This is a genomic window from Tabrizicola sp. T74 (assembly GCF_057219935.1).
This window is the reverse complement of the sequence record NZ_JBXVVT010000004.1, coordinates 499415-519243: the sequence shown is the minus strand read 5'-3', so window position 1 is coordinate 519243 and position 19829 is coordinate 499415. Positions and strand designations below refer to the sequence as shown.

The 19829-nt window shown below is 66.4% G+C and carries 17 protein-coding genes; 7 read left to right on the top strand and 10 right to left on the bottom strand.

The window, feature by feature from the left end:
• Nucleotides 1–5: 5 nt before the first annotated feature.
• Complete coding sequence (locus AC2EAL_RS14635; protein WP_484724959.1) at nt 6–365, bottom strand: ArsR/SmtB family transcription factor; 360 nt, start codon at nt 363–365, stop codon at nt 6–8.
• A gap of 161 nt (nt 366–526) precedes the next feature.
• Between AC2EAL_RS14635 and AC2EAL_RS14630 the strand changes: the two genes are divergently transcribed.
• Complete coding sequence (locus AC2EAL_RS14630) at nt 527–1477, top strand: PHP domain-containing protein (RefSeq protein WP_484724958.1); 951 nt, start codon at nt 527–529, stop codon at nt 1475–1477.
• Nucleotides 1478–1549: 72 nt separating this feature from the next.
• Here the strand turns inward: AC2EAL_RS14630 and AC2EAL_RS14625 are convergent, their stop codons facing one another.
• Nucleotides 1550–1696 carry a hypothetical protein gene (locus AC2EAL_RS14625; RefSeq protein WP_484724957.1) on the bottom strand — a complete coding sequence of 49 codons (147 nt, stop codon included), beginning with the start codon at nt 1694–1696 and terminating at the stop codon, nt 1550–1552.
• 234 nt (nt 1697–1930) lie between these two features.
• Between AC2EAL_RS14625 and AC2EAL_RS14620 the strand changes: the two genes are divergently transcribed.
• Nucleotides 1931–2566 (top strand): YdeI/OmpD-associated family protein, encoded by a 636-nt coding sequence (locus tag AC2EAL_RS14620; protein WP_484724956.1) that lies wholly within the window; start codon nt 1931–1933, stop codon nt 2564–2566.
• A 200-nt stretch (nt 2567–2766) separates the two neighbouring features.
• On the opposite strand, the gene AC2EAL_RS14615 is transcribed toward AC2EAL_RS14620, so the two are convergent.
• The 4 genes from AC2EAL_RS14615 to hutI all read right to left on the bottom strand — a co-directional run bounded on the left by AC2EAL_RS14615 (nt 2767) and on the right by hutI (nt 7789).
• A complete protein-coding gene (locus AC2EAL_RS14615; RefSeq protein WP_484724955.1) occupies nt 2767–3207 on the bottom strand; it encodes a DUF4304 domain-containing protein in 441 nt (146 codons plus the stop codon).
• Between the two features lie 108 nt (nt 3208–3315).
• On the bottom strand, nt 3316–5001 hold the full coding sequence (hutU, locus tag AC2EAL_RS14610; RefSeq protein WP_484724954.1) for a urocanate hydratase: 1686 nt from the start codon (nt 4999–5001) through the stop codon (nt 3316–3318).
• 66 nt (nt 5002–5067) lie between these two features.
• Nucleotides 5068–6606 (bottom strand): histidine ammonia-lyase, encoded by a 1539-nt coding sequence (gene hutH, locus AC2EAL_RS14605; RefSeq protein ID WP_484724953.1) that lies wholly within the window; start codon nt 6604–6606, stop codon nt 5068–5070.
• Nucleotides 6599–7789, bottom strand: coding sequence for an imidazolonepropionase (hutI, locus tag AC2EAL_RS14600; protein WP_484724952.1), 1191 nt, complete (start codon nt 7787–7789; stop codon nt 6599–6601). Before hutI ends, hutH begins: the two co-directional genes overlap by 8 nt.
• Before the next feature lie 67 nt (nt 7790–7856).
• Here hutI and AC2EAL_RS14595 point away from each other — a divergent pair, with 67 nt between their 5' ends.
• Together AC2EAL_RS14595 and AC2EAL_RS14590 are read left to right on the top strand one after the other, a co-directional pair.
• Nucleotides 7857–9203, top strand: coding sequence for a formimidoylglutamate deiminase (locus AC2EAL_RS14595; RefSeq protein WP_484724951.1), 1347 nt, complete (start codon nt 7857–7859; stop codon nt 9201–9203).
• Nucleotides 9200–9883 (top strand): GntR family transcriptional regulator, encoded by a 684-nt coding sequence (locus tag AC2EAL_RS14590; protein WP_484724950.1) that lies wholly within the window; start codon nt 9200–9202, stop codon nt 9881–9883. The genes AC2EAL_RS14595 and AC2EAL_RS14590 overlap by 4 nt, the downstream gene beginning before the upstream one ends.
• Before the next feature lie 107 nt (nt 9884–9990).
• On the opposite strand, the gene AC2EAL_RS14585 is transcribed toward AC2EAL_RS14590, so the two are convergent.
• Entirely contained in the window at nt 9991–11646 is a 1656-nt protein-coding gene (locus AC2EAL_RS14585) for an EF-hand domain-containing protein (RefSeq protein WP_484724949.1), read from the bottom strand.
• A gap of 209 nt (nt 11647–11855) precedes the next feature.
• Nucleotides 11856–13331: an MORN repeat-containing protein gene (locus tag AC2EAL_RS14580; protein ID WP_484724948.1), complete on the bottom strand. Its 1476-nt coding sequence runs from the start codon at nt 13329–13331 to the stop codon at nt 11856–11858.
• Between the two features lie 148 nt (nt 13332–13479).
• On the opposite strand from AC2EAL_RS14580, the gene AC2EAL_RS14575 reads away from it, so the two are divergent.
• Both AC2EAL_RS14575 and AC2EAL_RS14570 read left to right on the top strand, forming a co-directional pair.
• The gene (locus tag AC2EAL_RS14575) at nt 13480–15138 is read left to right on the top strand and encodes an NAD+ synthase (protein WP_484724947.1); all 1659 of its coding nucleotides are present in this window, start codon (nt 13480–13482) and stop codon (nt 15136–15138) included.
• Nucleotides 15128–15553 carry a hypothetical protein gene (locus tag AC2EAL_RS14570; protein ID WP_484724946.1) on the top strand — a complete coding sequence of 142 codons (426 nt, stop codon included), beginning with the start codon at nt 15128–15130 and terminating at the stop codon, nt 15551–15553. The genes AC2EAL_RS14575 and AC2EAL_RS14570 overlap by 11 nt, the downstream gene beginning before the upstream one ends.
• On the opposite strand, the gene AC2EAL_RS14565 is transcribed toward AC2EAL_RS14570, so the two are convergent.
• Nucleotides 15501–16373, bottom strand: coding sequence for a phosphodiesterase (locus tag AC2EAL_RS14565; RefSeq protein WP_484724945.1), 873 nt, complete (start codon nt 16371–16373; stop codon nt 15501–15503). The two genes, AC2EAL_RS14570 and AC2EAL_RS14565, sit on opposite strands and share 53 nt — an antisense overlap.
• Nucleotides 16342–17196, bottom strand: coding sequence for a LysR family transcriptional regulator (locus AC2EAL_RS14560; RefSeq protein ID WP_484724944.1), 855 nt, complete (start codon nt 17194–17196; stop codon nt 16342–16344). Before AC2EAL_RS14560 ends, AC2EAL_RS14565 begins: the two co-directional genes overlap by 32 nt.
• Before the next feature lie 171 nt (nt 17197–17367).
• On the opposite strand from AC2EAL_RS14560, the gene AC2EAL_RS14555 reads away from it, so the two are divergent.
• Nucleotides 17368–19794 carry a GcvT family protein gene (locus AC2EAL_RS14555; RefSeq protein ID WP_484724943.1) on the top strand — a complete coding sequence of 809 codons (2427 nt, stop codon included), beginning with the start codon at nt 17368–17370 and terminating at the stop codon, nt 19792–19794.
• Nucleotides 19795–19829: the final 35 nt, after the last annotated feature.

Below are 19829 nucleotides of genomic sequence, written 5' to 3'. Positions count from 1 at the left end.
GGAGCCTACTGGAACAGCTTCGGCAGGCAGGCCAGCAGTTCGACCGTCCGCCGGTCGCGCAGCGTGTAGAAGATCGCCTTGCCCTCGCGCCGGGTCGTGACCAGCCCCTCCAGCCGCAGCCGGGCCAGTTGCTGGCTGACCGCTGCCTGGCGTTGGCCGATCAGCCCTTCCAGCTCGCCCACCGACTTCTCGCCATCCGCAAGATGGCAGAGGATCAGAAGCCGCCCCTCATGGCTTAGCGCCTTCATCAGCGCCGCCGCCGGTTCGGCATGCCTGGCCAACGCTCTGACCAGCGTCTTGCCCTCCTGCTCCCCAGTATTGGGGCCCCGATCCGACGGGAAGGCATTGATCCGATCCAGCGACATCGCGCACCCTCACACAACCAGACATTGCAAGACGATAGCATGTTTGCCCCACCGCCACGACTACCCCTTGCGAGGGTCCTGCGCGCCGGGCAAGGTTCCGCCGAAGACCGGGGAGTTCCGCCGATCCCCCGACACCTCGCCCCAGCCAAGGACCAGACCCCATGCACCGCCTTTCTGCCTTCACCGCCCCCGGCCGCTTCTGGCGCGGCAACCTGCACACCCATTCGACCCGCTCGGACGGCGTCCTTGCGCCCGAAGAGGTCTGCCGCCGGTACCGGGACGAAGGCTATGACTTCCTGGCGCTGACCGATCATTTCATCGGGTCCTACGGCTATCCCATCGTCGACACCAAGCCGTTCCGCACCAACAGCTTCACCACCATCCTCGGGGCAGAACTGCATTCCGGCGCTATGGCGAATGGCGAGCTGTGGCATATCCTCGCCGTGGGTCTGCCGGCCGATTTTGCCCCCTCGGACAGCCCGGACTTCCTGCCGAAACCCGGCCAGGAGACCGCAGCCCAGCTGGCCGAACGCGCCGTGGCCGCCGGGGCCTTTGTCGCGATCGCCCATCCGCAATGGTCCGGCCTGACCCTGGCTGACGCGCGCCAGATCACCGCCGCCCACGCGGTCGAGATCTACAACCACGGCTGCGCCAACGGCTGCGACCGTCCCGACGGCTCTGCCATCGCCGACCTCCTCTTGACCGAAGGCCGCAAACTGACCCTGATCGCCACGGATGATGCGCATTTCTACGAGCCCGACCATTTCGGCGGCTGGGTGATGGTGAAGGCCGAAGAGAATCAGCCCGAGGCGTTGCTGGCGGCCCTGAAGCGCGGCGATTTCTATTCCTCGCAAGGCCCCGAACTGCGCGACGTCAGGATCGAGGATGACCAGGTCGTCGTCGAATGCTCGGCTGCCGTTTCGGTCGTGGCCATGGGCCACGGTACCGGCGCCAAGGCGGTGCACGGCCATTCGATGACCCGCGCCGCCGTGCCGCTGTCGCGGCTGAACAACAGCCCCTGGGTCCGCGTCTCGGTGATCGACGCCGCCGGCAAGCGCGCCTGGTCGAACCCGATCTGGCGCGATAGCGGGCCGAACCCTCGCACCCGTTAAGGTCGGCTCTGGCACAAGGGTGCCCGTCTCGCGGAACGGGCAGGGCTGGGGGTCGTGACCCCGCCAGCTCCCTCAGGCTGCCTTGCGCGCGTAGAACACCGGAACGCCGGCGCGCGGCTGGTCGATCCGCAGGCTGCCAAAGCGCTGCAGGGCAGGGTCTTCCTTCTCGCGCCGCAACAGGCGTGTGCACCAGGCCAGGACAAGTCTTGAGCGGATCATCTGGCTTCTCCCTTATGTCTTCTGACTGTTCACATGACTACCGTCCAGGTTGTGCGCGGAAGGGCCAATTCGTGGTCATTCCAAGAAACCTCGTGGCGGCAATGTGGAATGCAACCTTTACGCGAACGATCCCCCGAAATCGGTCGGGTTGTTGCGACAAAAGCCGCCGTGCGCGTGCGTTGCACCTTGTGCCGACTCGGCTGCCGGCAGAGATTCGCAGGTACGGAGGCGCCGATGTCCGACCGCGCGATGATCACTGATGTTAAGGACTACTTCGCCTTGGGCTGCGGTCGCTGCGACCGTTTTGCGACGCCCGAATGCTCTACCCGAGCCTGGCTTGGGGGCCTCCTGACCCTCCGCCGCATCCTGACCGAGGCAGGCCTTACCGAGACGGCGAAATGGGGCCATCCGGTCTACATGCATGCCGGACGCAACGTCGCGATCCTCGGCGCCTTCCGGGGCGACTACCGTCTGTCCTTCTTCAACGCGGCGCTCATGCAGGACCCACAAGGCATTCTGCAGAAACAGGGCCCGAACACCCGCCACCCCGACTGCCTGCGCTTCACCGACAACGACACGGCAGCTCGCCTGGAATCCGTGATCCGCGCCTACCTGGCCGAAGCGATGGCTTACGCCGAACTGGGCCTCCTGCCGCCGAAAGAGGTGACCGAGGTCGACCTTCCGCCCGAACTGGTCGAGGCGCTTGACGCCGACCCTGACCTTGCCGAGGCCTTCGCCGCCCTCACCCCCGGCCGCCAGAAGTCCTGGGCGCTGTTTCTGACCGATGCCAAGACCAGCGCCACGCGTATCGCGCGGATCGAAAAGGGCAGGGCGAAGATGCTCGCCGGAAAGGGCGCGACCGAACGCTGACCCCGGGCCATCGTCCACGCTTGCCCTCCGCCTCCGCCGCCCCATCGCACCGCAGCCGCGGACAGACCGACCCCGGTCTTTCTCTTCTCCAAATATCCCGCGGGAGGTCTGGAGGGCGCGAAGCCCTCCGGGGTCCGTCACCGGGTGGCCCGCGTCAGGTCCGGGACCGGGGTAGGGTGGGCGACGCGCCCACCACCCGTTCAAGCTCCCTCGACCGGGGTCCGCTTGCCTTCCCACCAGGCCTCCGCCTCGGACCGCAGCAGGGCGGCGCACTCCGCCACGATCTGCTCCGGTGGTCGGACGCCGCCGCGATAGGGTGTGGCGCTGGCGCTGCCGAAGACAAACCAGTGGTCGCCCCCAGAGGCCGCCCCCAGCCGCAGCCGGTTCGTGGTCTGGCTGATCCGCAGCTTCGCGGGCTCGGTTTCCGGCTTGTGGTAGACGTTCTTCCGCGCGGGATCGGCATAGCCAATCTCGACGCACAAGCTGCCCCCTGCCGAGGCGAACTGCACCGTCACCAGTGCCACGAACCCGCCCGTCTCGCGGTAGAAATGCGGGAAAGCCCCCTTGAACCCCATCTCGCGCAGCACCGGCACGCAGTCGCGCTTCAGGATCGCTTCCATCGTCTTGCGGTCGGTGTCCATCGGTCCTGCCCTCAGCGTGGTGACGGCGGCGAGGTTAACACCATCTGAACACCCACAGGCAAGCCCTTGATTTCCCTACATCATGCAACCCTGTCCTGCGTGGACCGATCAGTTCCCCAGGATCCCCGGCAGCCGCAGCCCATGCTCCTTCGCGCAGGCGATGGCGGTCTCGTACCCCGCATCCGCATGCCGCCAGACGCCCGAAGCCGGGTCGTTCCACAGAACCCGCTCCAGCCGTTTCGCGGCCTCCGGCGTCCCATCCGCCAGGATGACGACGCCCGCGTGCTGGGAGAACCCCATCCCCACGCCGCCCCCGTGGTGAAGCGAAACCCAGGTCGCCCCCGAGGCGGTGTTGACCAGCGCATTCAGCAGCGGCCAGTCCGACACCGCGTCCGACCCGTCCCGCATCGCCTCCGTCTCCCGATTGGGTGAGGCTACGGAACCGCTGTCCAGATGATCCCGCCCGATGACAATCGGCGCCTTCAGTTCCCCTGAGGCTACCATCTCGTTGAACATCAGCCCCGCCCGGTGCCGGTCTCCGAGGCCAATCCAGCAGATCCGCGCCGGCAGCCCCTGGAACGCGATCCGCTCCCCCGCCATGTCCAGCCAGCGGTGCAGGTGCGCGTTCTCCGGGAACAACCGCTTCATCGCCGCGTCGGTCTTCCGGATATCCTCCGGATCGCCCGACAGCGCGCACCAGCGGAATGGCCCGATCCCCTTGCAGAACAGCGGCCGGATATAGGCCGGGACAAACCCCGGGAAGGCGAAGGCGTTCTCGAACCCCTCCTCCTTCGCGACCTGCCGGATGTTGTTGCCGTAGTCCAAGGTCGGGACCCCGGCATTCCAGAACCCCACCATCGCCTCGACATGGGCCCGCATCGAATGCCGCGCGGCGGCCTCCACCTCGGCTGGATGCGTCTCCTGCTTCGCCCGCCACTCCGCCACCGTCCAGCCAGCCGGGCAGTAGCCATGCAGCGGGTCGTGGGCCGAGGTCTGATCCGTCACGATATCCGGCCGCACACCCCCCGCCTTCATCCGGGCCAGCAGCTCCGGAAACACCTCCGCCGCGTTGCCAAGGAGGCCCACCGACCTTGCCTCGCCCGCCTTGGTCCACTGGTCGATCAGCGCCAGTGCCTCGTCCAGCGTCTTGGCCTTTGCGTCCAGGTACCGGGTCCGGATGCGGAAATCGATCCGGGTCTCATCGACCTCGACCGCCAGACAACAGGCCCCGGCCATCACCGCCGCCAACGGCTGCGCCCCGCCCATGCCGCCCAGACCCCCGGTCAGGATCCACTTGCCCTTGAGGTCCCCGCCGTAGTGCTGCCGCCCGGCTTCCGCGAAGGTCTCGTAGGTCCCCTGCACGATCCCTTGCGTGCCGATGTAGATCCAGGACCCCGCGGTCATCTGGCCGTACATCATCAGGCCCTTGCGATCGAGCTCATTGAAATGCGCCCAGGTCGCCCAGTGGGGAACGAGATTGCTGTTCGCGATCAAGACCCGCGGCGCGTCCGAGTGGGTCCGCACGATGGCGATGGGCTTGCCCGACTGCACCACCAGCGTCTCGTCCGCCTCCAGGTCCTTCAGCCCTGCGACGATGCGGTCGAAGTCCTCCCAGGTCCGCGCCGCCCGGCCGATCCCGCCATAGACCACCAGTTCGTGCGGGTTTTCGGCCACATCCGGGTGCAGGTTGTTCATCAGCATCCGCATCGCGGCCTCGCCGGCCCAGGTCTTGGCGGTCTTCTCGGGACCGGTCGGCGGGTAGACGTCGCGGAGGTTGTGGCGGGGGTTCGTCATCTTTGGCTCCATCGCGGGGTGAGGGACCCCGGGTGCGCGTCGCCCCCCGGACCCCCAGAGGATATTTTAGACAGATGAAAGGAGATCGGGCATCGCAACGCCCGTTGCTTTCGACAGCGCGCCATCCGCCACCAGCGCGGCAGCGCGGGCGAGGTCGGGGGCGAGGTAGCGGTCTTCCTCCAGCGCGTGGATCTGGGTCCGCAGCGCGCGGACGGCGGCCTGCAGGGGGGGCGAGGTGCGCAAGGGGGCGCGGAATTCTACCCCTTGCGCGGCGCACATCGCCTCGACGCCGAGGATCACGTTCAGGTTCTTCACCATCCGCCGCAGCCGCCGCGCGCCGTGGGCGGCCATGCTGACATGGTCCTCCTGGTTGGCCGAGGTGGGCGTCGAATCGATCACCGTGGGATGCGCCAGGTGCTTGTTCTCGCTCATCAGCGCGGCCGTCGTCACCTCGGCGATCATCAGGCCGGAGTTCAGTCCGGGCTTTGGCGTGAGGAACGCGGGCAGGTCGAAGGACAGCGTCGGGTCGACCATCAGCGCCACCCGTCGTTGCGAGATGGCCCCGATCTCCGCCACCGCCATCGCGATCATATCGGCAGCAAAACCAACGGGTTCGGCGTGGAAGTTGCCACCGCTGACGATCTGGCCGTCCGTCAGGACCAGCGGGTTGTCGGTCGCCGCATTGGCCTCGATCTCCAGCGTCCGCGCGGCCATCCGCAGCACATCCATCGCCGCCCCCGTCACCTGAGGCTGGCAGCGAATGCAGTAGGGGTCTTGCACCCGGGTATCCCCCTCGCGGTGGCTTTCGCGGATTTCGCTGCCCGCGAGCAGCAACCGCATCGTGGCCGCCGCGTCGATCTGGCCGGGCTGGCCACGCAGCGTGTGGATTTCCGGCTCCAGCGGAGCGGTGGAGCCCATGATCGCATCGGTCGAAAGCGCCGAAATCACCAGTGCCTCCCGCGCCGCTTGCCACCCCTGGAACAGACCCGCCAGCGCATAGGCGGTGGAGAACTGCGTGCCGTTGATCAACGCAAGGCCTTCCTTCGCGCCCAGCGTGATCGGCGAAAGCCCTTTTATCGCAAGCGCTTCGGCGCCGGGCCTCACCTGACCCTCAACGTTGGCCTCGCCGTGGCCGATCATCACCGCGGTCATATGGGCCAGAGGCGCGAGATCACCCGAGGCCCCGACCGACCCCTGGTCCGGTATCACTGGCGTTACGCCTTCGGCCAGCATTCCCTCGATCAGCGCCACCACTTCAGGGCGGACACCCGACGCGCCGCGCCCCAGGGATAGCAGTTTCAGCACCATCATCAGCCGCGCCACGTCCTCGGGCATCGGCACGCCGACGCCGCAGCAATGCGACAGGATCAGGTTTTTCTGAAGCGTGGCAGTATCCTGCGCGGCGATCTTGATGCTGGCGAGCTTGCCGAATCCCGTATTCACCCCATAGACCGCCGTGCTGCCATTGGCCGCCGCCGCAATGTGGCCTGCCGCACGTTCGATGCCCGGACGGGCGCTGTCGTGCAGACGGGCGGGCAGGCTGTCCCTGTATATACGCTCCAACTGCGCAAGGGTCACCTGACCAGGGACGAGGATCTCAGCCAAGACGGCCTCCGTATATACGTTTGTGGAGCGCCGTGGCCCCGATGCGGTAGCTCAGCTCCGCCGGGTGGTCGGCGTCCCAGATGCAGAGATCGGCTCGCAGGCCCGGCGCGATGCGGCCCCTGTCGGCCAGGCCAAGCGCGCGGGCGGCGTGCACCGTGGTCCCGAGCAGCGCCTCTTCCGGCGTCAGGCGGAAGAGCGTGCAAGCCATGTTCATCGCCAAGGTCAGTGAGGCCATCGGCGAGGAGCCGGGGTTCAGGTCCGTCGCCACCGCCATCGGCACGCTGGCCTGACGCAGCGCGGCAATGGGAGGCAATTGCGTCTCGCGCAACGTGTAGAAAGCCCCTGGAAGGATCACCGCCACGGTGCCCGCGCGCGTCATCGCCGCCACGCCATCGGCGGAGAGATACTCCAAATGATCCGCCGACAGCGCTCCAAGTCCGGCCGCAAAGGTGGCACCGCCGAGGTCGGAGAGCTGTTCAGCGTGCAGCTTGACTGGCAGGCCCAAGGCCTGCGCCTTGGCGAACAGCGGGCGCAGTTCCTCGACCGAAAATGCGATCCCTTCGCAGAAGGCATCAACGGCATCGATGAGACCTTCAGCATGGGCCTGCCGCAGGGAGGGAAGCGCGACCTCCGCGATGTAAGCCGTTGCGCGGCCTTTGTATTCCGGCGGAATGGCATGGGCGGCAAGATGCGTCGTCTTCACTGTCACGGGCCGCGACTGCCCGATACGGCGGGCCACGCGGAGCATCTTCAATTCATCCGAGACCGTCAGCCCGTAGCCGGATTTCACCTCGATGGTCGTGGCGCCCGAAGCGATCAGCTGGTCGATGCGGGGGAGGGCGCGCGCCAGCAGTTCGTCCTCGGACGCCGCGCGCGTGGCGGTCACCGTGGACGGGATCCCACCCCCGGCCCGAGCGATTTCCTCGTAACTCGCGCCCTTGAGTCGCAGCTCGAACTCCACCGCCCGATGCCCCGCGAAGACTGCGTGCGTGTGGCAGTCGATCAGGCCCGGCGTCACCAGTCGACTGGCACAGTCGTGTTCAGGAAGACCGCGGTATGCGGCCGGCAGGTCAACCATCGGTCCCACCCAGGCGATCCGGTCGCCCTCCAACGCCACAGCGGCGTCGGGGATCAGGCCGTAACCATCCGTCATCGTCGCAAGAGTGGCGTGGGTCAGGAGCATCGGCTTGCCTTATGGCTGATGTATTGGCTAATATGTCTAGACATAATGCAAGTCAAGCGAGTCGCCAATGCTCCTCCACGCCGCCGCTGCACTTCTCCCCGAAGGTTGGGCGAAGGATGTCCGCATCACGGTCGAAGGCGGCCGAATCGCAGCGATCAGCGCGGGGGTCGCGCCCGAGGGGGTCGCCTTGGGCTGCCTCCTGCCCGCGCCGGTGAACCTGCACTCCCATACCTTCCAGCGCGCGATGGCGGGGCTGACCGAGGCGCGGACGGCGGGGCAGGACAGTTTCTGGACCTGGCGCGCGCTGATGTACCGGTTTCTGGAACGGCTTTCCCCGGAAGACGTGCAGGCGATTGCCGCACAGGCGATGGTCGAAATGGCGGAAAGCGGTTTCCCGGCAGTCTGTGAGTTTCACTACCTGCACCACCCGGTCGGCGGCGGGACCTTTGCTGATCCGGCAGAGATGTCGGTACGGATTGCCGAAGCGGCGCGAGAGACTGGCCTCGGCCTGACGCACCTGCCGGTGATCTACGAGCAGGGCGGTGTCGATGGTCGCCCGCTGGCCGGGGGGCAATTGCGCTTTGGCTCCTCGCCAGAGGTCTATGCGCAAGTGCTGGACGGGGCAGGGCGGTGCCTCGCCGGGATGCCGGATGCCGTGCTGGGGGTCGCGCCGCACAGCCTGCGGGCGGTAAGCCGTTCGACGCTGGGCAAGGTCGCTGGGATGACGGAGGGCCCGATCCACATCCACATCGCCGAGCAGGTCGCCGAGGTCACCGAAGTGGAGGCCGCCTGGGGCGCTCGCCCTGTTGACTGGGCCTGCGCGAACCTGACGCTCGATGCGCGCTGGTGCATGATCCACGCGACGCAGATGACGCCCCTTGAGACTGCCGCGTTGGCCCGGACCGGGGCCGTCGCGGGACTGTGCCCGATCACCGAAGCGAACCTGGGCGACGGGATCTTTGACGGGCCGGGTTGGCTGGCCGCAGGCGGGGTGTTCGGAGTCGGGACGGATTCGAACGTCCGTATCTCGCTGGCCGAGGAGCTGCGGGTGTTGGAGTATTCCCAGCGGCTGGCGCTGAAGGCGCGGGCGGTCATGGCGGATCAGCGCTCGACCGGGCGGCTCTTGTGGGAGGAGGCCGCGAAAGGCGGGGCGCAGGCGGCGGGGCGCGGCTCGGGACGGATCGAGGTCGGGGAGTGGGCCGACCTGGTGGCGCTTGATACGACCGACGTCAGGCTGGAAGGGCTTGCGGGTGACCAGCTGCTGGATGCCTTCCTCTTCGCGGGCCGTGATGGCCTGGTGACCGACCTCTGGTCCGCCGGGCGGCACATCGTGCAGGGGGGGCGCCACATCGCCCGCGACGCCATCGCGACCCGCTTCCGCGCTACCATGCGCCGCCTGCGGGAGGCGATGTGAACGGCTGGGAGGACATCCGCGCCGAGGTCCTGCGCCGCATCCGCGCGCGCGACTGGCCACCCGGCGCGCTGATCCCGGGCGAGGAGGCCCTGGCCGAGGAATTCGGCGTGGCCCGCGCCACGGTGAACCGCGCCCTGACCGCTCTGGCCGAGGCGGGGGTGATCGAGCGGAAGAAGCGGGCAGGCACCCGGGTCGCCGAACTCCCGGTCCGCCGGGCTCGGCTGGAGATCCCGGTGATCCGGCTGGACGTGCTGGGGCGGGGGCTTGCGTACGATTTCAAGTTGCTGGCCGACCGCCTCGCGCCCGCGCCGGTCCCGGTGACCGCCCGGCTCGGCCTGCCGGAGGGGACCCCGATGCGGTATCTGGAGACGCTGCACTTGGCCGGGGGGCGGCCCTTCGTGCTGGAGACGCGCTGGCTGAACCCCGCCATCCTGCCCTCACCCGCCCCGGACTTCGCCACGGTCAGCGTGAATGAATGGCTGGTGACCCATGTGAGCCTCGTCTCCGGGGACATCGCCTTCACCGCCGAACCGGCCTCCGCCCGTGAGGCGGAGGTGATGGGGGTCCCGCCGGGGACGGCGCTTCTGGTGGCGGAACGGACGACGCAGGGGACGGGGGGGCCGGTGACCTGGGTCCGGCTGGCCCATGCCCCGGGGCACCGGGTGGGGATGACGTTCTGACCCCCGGGGCCCGCAAGGCTGTCCACGCTGGACACGGGAAGAGGATTGAGGGATATCAAGGGGTTGGGTGCGGGCGTTAGAGTGGTGTTAACCTGCGCCTGGGTAGATCAGTCACAACTGACATCAGTCAGGCACCTGCCTTCATCCATCGAATAGATCGTAAGGCCGCGGGCTTCTCCGACAGGACGTGGAACGCCCTTTGCCAGGTCGATCCGCGTATTGTCCCAGAACTCCAAATCGGAGGGAAGGTGGGGAATAGGCTTTGTCAGCAACAGGTGCTTCCTGCCCGAATTGCTTTTCAGGACCTGCAAGGTTCCGTCCTTGATCAATTGAACAAGACCCGCGGTTCCCGGAAGGATCGGGTAAAACTCTTCACTGCCAGAGATGACAACTTCTCCGGGCTGGAAGAAGAACACCCCGTCTTTTGCATCCCTTGCACCAGCCCAGTATGATCTGAGGGTTGACACGGTGTTGTTGTCGATATCCACCTTGAGATAACTGTCGCCCAGCTTCTCGAACAGGTCAGAATGAACGATCAGGTCGAAGCTGCCCGTCGGAAAGCTCCGTTCGCTTTTGACCGCACCGGAAGGCACGAAACTGGTCCGCATCGCGTAATTCGCAATGACAATCGACGGCGTCCTGTTCCAGGCAAGCCACGGTCCGATCATCGACGCGGCAAGCGGCTCATCCTTGATCTCCGTAATCGGCTTGATGCAGGCGGAGTATGGAACGAAGGCGACTTTTTCTGACCCGACGCCGACCACACCACCGTTTCGCGCACCATCGGCCCCAGCGCTTTGAACTACAACCTGGCCAACTCGATCCACGTCTCCCTCCAGATTCCAGACGACGGAATCGAAGCTTGCCAGGAGCAGGAAGAGTTTCCTGTCGCCCGGTTCGACGTGCACGGTCGCGACCGTCGTCTGGCGGGCCAGTCCGTCCAGGGCGAGATTGGTCGCCGCAGTCCCTGCGTAGGTGGAGACGATGATCAAATCCTCGTCAGGTCCCGGGGCGACTGTCCCGCAATTCGGACCATCAGCGGGTGGGTTTACGTTCCGCCACGGACCTCGCCGGTCCCATCCATCTGCGATTGCCTGTCGCATCTCGTCTTCGGACGGCCCCGGAGCGCCTTCAAGCACGGCCGATTCCAGAAGTTCGAGAAAGTCCCGCACCTCACCGCGTTCGACAAGCTCGTCGCGGTCAAGGTCGAGAAGGGTCAGAGCCTTCATCCTTGCCGCTTCTCTCGGGTTCCCAAGCTTTGGATCGGCATCAATCGAGGCGGTTATCTCTGGAATGGTAAGAGTTCCGTCTCCGTCCAGATCATAAGGAAAAATTCTGTCCGCCTTGAAATCCTGATTGGCGACCGATTCCGCGTCGATTTCCGACCGGCTGACTTCCCAGTTTCCGTCAAGGTCCAGTTCAAGGATCTGCGCCAGTCGCTTGCTCTTGATCCGTCCCGCCTGCTGACCGGCGGCCTTGCGCAACGAGAACGGCAACTCGATCTGGTCAGCGGATCCGCGCGTCAGGTGGTTCAGAATTGATTTGATGCTCTCATTATACGACGCTTCCGCAGCTTGCTGCTGGGCGAGACCGAATTCGTAGGCCGTGATCACTCCATCGTCGGTAAACGGACGGAAATAGTCATCGGCGATGCGTACGAAATTCTGTCCGGCATAGCCACTTACGGATAGGCGATAGGCTTCCTTGAGCCAATCGAAGGAGTCCGCGAGGTCAGGTTGCTCGGAGATCCGCGTGTCGACCAAGGTCCTCGTCTTTTCAACCTCACTCGTCGCTGGAAACGCACCCAACAGGAACAAACAAAGACTTCCACATGCTATCCGATACAAATTCACCTCACTGAAAGATCGCCCTCTGATTGTAACGAGGGAGTGGGGGAAGACAAGATTCGAAAGCGGATCGGCGTGAACTGTGCGTGCCTATCGGTATGGGCAGAGGCGGGGTGAAGCCCGACCTACGGGTTCGTCGCGGGTTCGGCCGGGGTTTCGCCTTCCACCGGTGCGGCGGGCGTCTCGCCCTCTGCCGGAGCAGCCTCTGCCGGAACCTCTGGCGGCGCGGTCAGGACCCCGTTCTGCCAGACCCCCTCGGCTACCTCGCCGGACGCATAGGTCAGCTTGCCCTGACCCTCACGCCGTCCGGCCTTGAACAGGCCCTCGTAGACATCGCCCCCGGCATAGGTCGCCACGCCCCGGCCTTCGATCTGGCCCGCGACCCATTGGCCGACATACTTGAACCCGTCGGTCGTGGTGAACTCGCCCTCGCCATCCCGTAGCCCCGCCTTGAACGTGCCCTTGTAGAGGCTGCCGTCCGGATAGACCGCCGAGCCCACACCCTGGCGCTGGCCGTCGACCCAGTCGCCCTCATACCGGTAGCCGTCGGGATAGGTCATCACCCCGGTGCCGTGCGGGCGGGCGGCCTTGAAGGCACCCTCATACACGCGCCCGTCCTTGTAGGTCGCGCGGCCCTGGCCCTGGATCACCCCGGCCTGCCAGTTGCCCTGGTAGGTCGATCCGTCGGGATAGGTGATCGCGCCCTGGCCGTTCGGCTGGTCGGCCTTCATCGCGCCGATGTAGACCGAGCCGTCGGGATAGGTGATCGACCCCGTCCCCTCCATCTTGCCCGCCACCCAGGCGCCTTCGTACTTGAAGCCATCGGTCGTGGTGAAGGCGCCCTGGCCCTGGCGCTGGTCCTTGACCCAGGCGCCAAAGTAGATGTCGCCGTTCTTGTGGGTGAGTTTCCCCTCGCCCTCGCGCAAGCCGTCCTTGAACTCACCCTCATAGACGTCGCCGTTGGGCTGGGTCAGGATGCCCTTGCCGTTGATCTGCCCCTCGGCCCAGTTGCCCTGGTAGACCAACCCATCCGGCATGGTCAGCTTGCCATTGCCCGACCGCTGGCCCTTGACCAGCGTGCCGTCATAGACCGTGCCATCGGGATAGGTGATGCGGCCCTGGCCTTCCTTGACACCCATGACCCAGTCGCCCTCATAGGTATAGCCCGAGGGATTGGTCAGCTTGCCCTTGCCGTTGTGGAAGCCCTTGACGAAGCTGCCCTCATAGACCGACCCGTTGGCATAGGTCGCCACCCCCTCGCCGGTCATCTGGCCTTCGAACCAGTCGCCCTCATAGGTGCGCCCGTCGGGCGAGGTGATCTTGCCGTTGCCGTCCGGCTGGCCGTTCTCGAAGGTGCCGACATAGACCGAGCCGTTGGGATAGCGCGCCGTGCCTTCGCCGGTGATCGCGCCATCGACCCAGGCGCCGGTGTACTCGAACCCCGAGGGCAGCTTGTAGGTCCCGGTGCCGTGCTGGCGGCCGTCCTTGAAGGTGCCTTCGTAGACGGACCCGTCGTCATACTGCTTGGTGATGATCTCGCCATCCTGGGCGGCGGCGGGCAAAGCGAGAGCAGCAAGAAGAGCGGCGGATATCAGGCGCATGGACGAATCCCCGGGGCATTTCCGGGTGAGGGTAAGGGGCGGGGTCTGGTGTGACAAGGATTTGGCAACAAACCTGGGTGAGCGGCCCCGTGACCACTTTCCCTTGGGGCCAGGTCTGCTAGAACAGGCTTATGTTGTGGGGGCAGGCATGACCGACACGTTCAAACTGATGCTGGCGCAGCTGAACCCGACCGTGGGGGCGATTGCCGCGAACATCGCGCGCGCCAAGGCGGCGTGGGAGAACGCGCGCGCGGCGGGGGCCGACATGGTCGCGCTGACCGAGATGTTCGTGACCGGCTACCAGACCCAGGACCTGATCCTGAAGCCCGCCTTCGTGACCGCGGCGATTGCGGCGGTTGAGGGGTTGGCCGCAGAGTGTGCCGAAGGCCCGGCCATCGGGATTGGCGGGCCGGTGCGGCAGGCGGGGAAGCTTTACAACGGCTACTATGTGCTGGAAGGCGGGCGGGTCCATGCCCGCGTCTTGAAGCATCACCTGCCGAACGATGCGGTGTTTGACGAAAAGCGCGTCTTTGCGTCCGCCGATGTGCACGGGCCTTATGTGGTCAAGGGCGTGCGGGTTGGCACCCCCATTTGCGAGGACGCCTGGCATCCGGACGTGGCCGAGACCCTGGCCGAGACGGGGGCGGAGATTTTGCTGATCCCCAATGGGTCTCCATACCATCGGGGCAAGCCGAACCTCCGGCTGAACCTGATGGTGTCCCGCGTGGTCGAGACGGGCCTGCCCTTGGTCTACCTGAACATGGTGGGCGGGCAGGATGACCAGGTGTTCGACGGGTCCAGCATGGTCTTGAACCCCGGCGGGCGGCTGATGGCGCAGCTGCCGCAGTTCGATGAATGTGAGGTGATGGTCACCTTCCGGCGCAGGGCCGAGGGGTGGGAGGCCGAGCCGGGCGCGATTGCCGAAATCCCGCCGATTGGCGAGGCGGACTACCGGGCCTGCGTGCTGGCGCTTGGCGACTACATGCGGAAGACCGGGTTCAAGAAGGCGCTTCTGGGCCTGTCGGGTGGGATTGACTCGGCGATTGTCGCAGCGATGGCGGTCGATGCGCTGGGGCCGGAGAATGTGCGCTGCGTGATGCTGCCCAGCGAGTTCACCAGCCAGCAGTCGTTGGACCTGGCGACGGCGGCGGCGAAGGCGCTGGGGTGCCGCTATGACACGGTGCCGATCACCGGCGCGCAAGGCGCGGTGGGTGAGGCGCTGGCGCCCCTGTTCGCGGGGACGGAACCGGGGATCACCGAGGAGAACATCCAAAGCCGCCTGCGGGGCGTCATGCTGATGGCGCTGTCGAACAAGTTCGGCGAGATGCTTTTGACCACCGGCAACAAGTCGGAAATGGCCGTGGGCTACTGCACGATCTACGGCGACATGAACGGGGGCTACAACCCGGTCAAGGACATGTACAAGACCCGCATGTTCCTGACCGCGCGCTGGCGGAACGAAAACCACCGGTCCTGGATGAAAGGTCCCCCGGGTGAGGTCATCCCCGAGGCGATCATCGCGCGGCCACCGTCGGCGGAACTGCGCGCCAACCAGCGCGACGACGACAGCCTGCCGCCCTATGAGGTGCTTGACGCGATCCTGGAATGCCTGGTCGAGAAGGAAATGGCGGTGGCCGACATCGTCGCCATGGGCTTTGACCGGGCGGTGGTGAAGAAGGTGGAGCATCTGCTCTACCTGGCCGAGTACAAGCGCTTTCAGGCGGCCCCGGGGGTACGGCTGACGCAAAAGGCCTTCTGGCTCGACCGGCGCTATCCGATCGTGAACCGCTTCCGCGATGACGTCTGAACTGGTCGTCTCCCACTTCTACGACCTGCGCGACGCCGAAGCCTTCGACCGAGCGGCGCGGCTTCTGCTGGCCCGGATGAAGCTGACCGGGATGGAGGGCATCCGCAGCTATCGCTTTCTGCCGAGCGGCCCGCGCGGACGCCGTCTGGTCGCGGTCTATGAACGGCCGCAGGCCTGGGTCGACCTGCACGACCGGATCACGCCCTGGGCCGAAAGCGCAAACTTGCGCGCGGCGGCACGGCTGGCGCGGGTGGATGTCTACGGGCCCCTTTCGCCCTCGATGCGCGACTGGGTCGAGGACCTTGGCCTCGGGCGGCGGCTGCGGCTGCTGGGGGGCCGCGCCCCGGTCCCGCCCGCGCCGATCACAAGAATGGGTGAGGGCCTGGGTATCTTCCGACGACTTGCAGGTGGCTGAGAAGCCTCCCGCCCTGCCAATGGTGCAAGAGCATCGCGGCAGGTTCGGTGACCGAGGCGGGCTCGTCCCCCGGCTGCAGGCGCAGGGCGAGACTGGTTGACGTCGCCGGAGCGGTCAGTGCCGGGCGGCCGGCGAAGCTGGTCAGGATGTGGCGATGGACATGACCGGCCAGCAGGCGGATGACCTGCGGGTGGCGGGCCAGGACCTGGGCCAGGAGGTCCTCGCCAAAGCAGCGGTAGGTATCGATGAATGCCATGCCGGTCGCATAGGGCAGCTGGTGCAGCACGATCAGCGTCGGCTGCTCTGGCGCGGCAGACAGGGTGCGATCCAGCCAGTCGGCATGGTCCCGGGTCACAAGGCCATGGTGATCGCCCGGGACGGTCACATCCAGGCCGATGACGCGGACGGAGCCCTCGGCCACTGCATGCAGCGGGCCGCTGGGGGTCAAGGGCGCAAGGTTGGTCGGGCCTGCCAGCCCCGCGCGAAAGCCCTCGCGGTCGTCGTGGTTGCCGGGGATCGCCAGGACGGGGCAGGGCAGCCGGGCCAGCAATTCGCGCGCCAGGGCATAGCTGTCCGCATCGCCATGTTCGGTAATGTCGCCCGACAGGATCAGAAGGTCCGGCGCAAAGCTTGCGGCATGCTCCAGCCCCTCGGCAAAGCGGGGGGCGGTGTCGAGGACGGACTGGTAGAGCTGCCCCTGCGGGCACAGATGCGGGTCGGACAGGTGGGCGTCAGCATGGTGCGCGACCTTCCGGTAACGGCGGGTGACGCTGACTTTGGCGCATCCCTCAGTCCGACGCCAGGAAATGCCGCGCGACAAGCTGGGTCAGGCGGCGGTGCAAGGGCAGGGTCCGGTGCCGGATGTGGATCGCGGCAAAGACCGGCTGGTGCAGGTCGGGAGCGTCCTCCACCGCCATGAACCGTCCCCCGGCGATCAGGTCTCCGGCGGTCTTTTCCAGCACGTAACCCGACCCGCCCATCGCCGTGAGCAGCGAGACCACCGACCCCGATTGCCCGACCGAAACTGCAGCGGTCGCAAGTTCGGGCGTGGTCTGGCGGTGCATCTCTTCGAACGCGGGCGAGAAATGCGCGAAGACAAAACGTTGAGGGGTGACCTCGGCCAGCCGCGGGGTGTCGGTCGAGATCATCCGGTAGGTCACCTCGCCCACGCTTTCGAAATGCAGGTCCGGGTGGGGCTTCGGGCTGAACATCACCGCGAAGTCGAGGATGCCGGTCAGAAGATCCGCGCACATCTGGTTGGAATAGTCCGGCTCGATGTAGAACGCCGTCTCGGGCAGCGCCGCGCGGAATTCGGCCACCCAGTCGCCGAGATAGACGGCGGCCAGGTCGTTCTGGATGCCAAGGCGGAGGAGCTGCTGGGCGCCTTGAGGGATCTGGATACGCCGCTTCGCCTCGTTCCATTCATGCCGCAGGGCGCGGGCGTGGGGTTCAAAACGTTTCCCCTCGGGCGTCAGGTCGGTGCCCGCGCGGGACCGGTCAAACAAGCGGGACCCGACCGCCTGTTCCAGCGCCGTAACGCGGGCCGAGACAGTGGATTGGGTGATCCGCAGCCGTTCCGCCGTCCTGTGGAAGCTGCGGGTCTCCGCAAGGTCGAGGAAGGTGTCGAGAAGGTCGATCTGCATGAGGTGCGCCCTTTGCCACCCGCCGGGGGCGCTTCGCCCCCCGGACCCCCCGAGAGTATTTGGAAAAGAGCAAGGGGCTTGATCGGGTTTGTCGATCAATACCCCGTCCCTCGCCGAATTGAAAGCGGGCGCGCGGCGGTTGATAGTGACGCGCGGAATGGGGAGGCGGCGATGGCGGAATTTGCATCGGCTCGGGTGGCGATCATCGGCGGCGGGGCGGTCGGGGCCTCGGCGCTCTATCACCTGGCCAAGGCGGGTTGGACCGATGCGATCCTCTTGGAAAAGAACGAGCTGACCGCCGGGTCGACCTGGCATGCGGCCGGAAACGTGCCGACGTTTTCGTCGTCCTGGTCGATCATGAACATGCAGCGCTATTCGGCCAGCCTTTACCGGGGCCTGGGCGAGGCGGTGAACTACCCGATGAACTACCACGTCACCGGGTCAGTCCGGCTGGGACATTCCAAAGAGCGCCTGCAGGAATTCAAGCGCGTCGTTGGCATGGGGCGCTATCAGGGGATGAACCTGGACATTCTGGGGCCGGACGAAATCCGCAGCCGCTACCCCTTTGTCGAAACGCATGACCTGACCGGCGCGCTGTACGATCCCTATGACGGCGACATCGACCCCGCACAGCTGACCCAGGCTCTGGCCACCGGGGCCCGCCAGATGGGCGCGCGGATCGAGCGGTTCTGCCCGGTAACGGCAGCGAAGTGGACCGGGGCGGAGTGGGTCCTCTCCACCCCCAAGGGCGAGGTCCGCGCTGAATATGTGGTCAACGCGGGCGGCTACTATGCGGCCCATGTAGGCGCGATGTTCGGCCGCCGGGTGCCGATGATGGTGATGAGCCACCAGTACATGCTGTTCGACACGATCCCGGAACTGGAGGCATGGACGAAGGAGGTCGGCCACAAGCTGCCCTTGCTGCGCGACGTCGACAGCTCCTACTATCTCCGGCAGGAAAAGATGGGCTTCAACCTGGGGCCTTACGAGAACCCCTGCCGCGCGCATTGGGCGACGCCCGACGACACGATGCCGGATGACTTTTCCTTCCAGCTCTTCCCCGACGATCTGGAGCGGTTGGAGTGGCACATCAACGACGCGATGGCCCGGGTGCCTTTGCTGCAGAAGGCCAATCTCACCAAGGTCATCAACGGCCCGATCCCCTATACGCCGGACGGCAACCCGCTCATCGGTCCGATGCCGGGCGTCCCGAACGCCTTCGAGGCCTGCGTCTTCACCTTCGGCATCTGCCAGGCGGGCGGGGCGGGCAAGGTGCTGGCGGAATGGGTGACGGAAGGCGGCACCGAATGGGACATGTGGTCCTGCGACCCGCGCCGCTTTACCGGGTGGGAGGATCACGACTACCTCGTCGCAAAGGGCATGGAGGTCTACGGCCACGAATACGGGATGCATTTCCCGATGGCCCGCTGGCCCGCCGCGCCCGACCGCAAGCTCTCGCCTGTCCATGACAAGCTCAAGGCCCTCGGCGCCCAGTTCGCGCCCTACAACGGCTGGGAGCGGGCAGAGTGGTTCGCGGCACCCGGTGACGATACCAGCTGGGAGGCGACGCAGACCTGGGGCCGTGCGGGCCCGTGGGAGGCGCGCATCCGCGCCGAAGCCGAGGCGGTGCGGGATGGTGTCGGCGTGCTGGACCTGCCGGGATTCTCACGGCTGCTGGTCAAGGGACCGGGGGCTAAGGCACATGTGGCCAGCCTGACGGCATCGCGTCTGCCGACCGAGGGGCGGATCGGCCTGGTGTACTTCGCCGACGACCGGGGCCGCATCGTGACCGAGATGTCCTGCATGGTGCATGGCGAGGATCAGGTGGGACTGATCACCGCTGCTGTGGCGCAATGGCACGATGCCGACGTGCTGCGGCAGGGCTTGCCCGAGGGCTGCGTGATCGAGGACCACTCAGAGGCCGTCAACTGCTTCATCGTCACCGGACCAAAATCGCGGGAGTTGTTGGCCGGGACGTGTCAGGCCGATCTGACGCTGCCCTGGCTGTCGGTCCAGTATGACGCGAAGGTTGCGGGCAAGGACGTGGCGCTGGTGCGGGTGTCCTTTGCCGGAGAGCTTGGCTGGGAAATCCACTGCGACCGGGCGGATGCGCCTGCTATCTACGATGCGCTGCTGGCGGGCGGTGCGAAGCCATTCGGGATGAAGGCGTTGAATTCCCTGCGGATCGAGAAGGGCTACCGCGCCTGGAAGGGCGACCTGTCGACCGATTACTCACTCCTGGAGGGCGGTCTCGATCGCTTCATCGACTGGGGGCATGATTTCCCCGGCAAATCGGCGCTGCAGGCCGAGAAGCAACGCGGCGTGAAAAAGCGCTTCGTGTCGCTGAAGGTCGAGGCGGGCGAGTGCGACGCGCCCTACATGTCGACCCTCTGGCACGGCGGCCAAGTGGTGGGCGAGACGACCTCGGGCGCGTGGGGCTACCGGGTCGGGCATTCGATGGCGCTCGGGATACTGCGGGCGGACCTCGCCGTGCCGGGGACGGAAGTCGAGGTGGAGATCTTCGGCGACCGGGTGAAGGCCACGGTCCTGCCGGACGGCCCGGCATGGGACGCGAAGAACGAACGGATCAAGGCGTGACTTCGGGTGGACCGGGGGTTTCACACCCCCGGACC

Coding starts and splice junctions, on each gene's coding strand:
- AC2EAL_RS14575 (WP_484724947.1), top strand. CDS start 13,480: ATGACCGACACGTTCAAACTGATGCTGGCGCAGCTGAACCCGACCGTG.
- AC2EAL_RS14570 (WP_484724946.1), top strand. CDS start 15,128: ATGACGTCTGAACTGGTCGTCTCCCACTTCTACGACCTGCGCGACGCC.
- hutI (WP_484724952.1), bottom strand. CDS start 7,789: ATGCTCCTGACCCACGCCACTCTTGCGACGATGACGGATGGTTACGGC.
- AC2EAL_RS14555 (WP_484724943.1), top strand. CDS start 17,368: ATGGCGGAATTTGCATCGGCTCGGGTGGCGATCATCGGCGGCGGGGCG.
- AC2EAL_RS14620 (WP_484724956.1), top strand. CDS start 1,931: ATGTCCGACCGCGCGATGATCACTGATGTTAAGGACTACTTCGCCTTG.
- hutU (WP_484724954.1), bottom strand. CDS start 5,001: ATGACGAACCCCCGCCACAACCTCCGCGACGTCTACCCGCCGACCGGT.
- AC2EAL_RS14595 (WP_484724951.1), top strand. CDS start 7,857: ATGCTCCTCCACGCCGCCGCTGCACTTCTCCCCGAAGGTTGGGCGAAG.
- AC2EAL_RS14630 (WP_484724958.1), top strand. CDS start 527: ATGCACCGCCTTTCTGCCTTCACCGCCCCCGGCCGCTTCTGGCGCGGC.
- AC2EAL_RS14560 (WP_484724944.1), bottom strand. CDS start 17,196: ATGCAGATCGACCTTCTCGACACCTTCCTCGACCTTGCGGAGACCCGC.
- AC2EAL_RS14580 (WP_484724948.1), bottom strand. CDS start 13,331: ATGCGCCTGATATCCGCCGCTCTTCTTGCTGCTCTCGCTTTGCCCGCC.
- AC2EAL_RS14625 (WP_484724957.1), bottom strand. CDS start 1,696: ATGATCCGCTCAAGACTTGTCCTGGCCTGGTGCACACGCCTGTTGCGG.
- AC2EAL_RS14615 (WP_484724955.1), bottom strand. CDS start 3,207: ATGGACACCGACCGCAAGACGATGGAAGCGATCCTGAAGCGCGACTGC.
- AC2EAL_RS14635 (WP_484724959.1), bottom strand. CDS start 365: ATGTCGCTGGATCGGATCAATGCCTTCCCGTCGGATCGGGGCCCCAAT.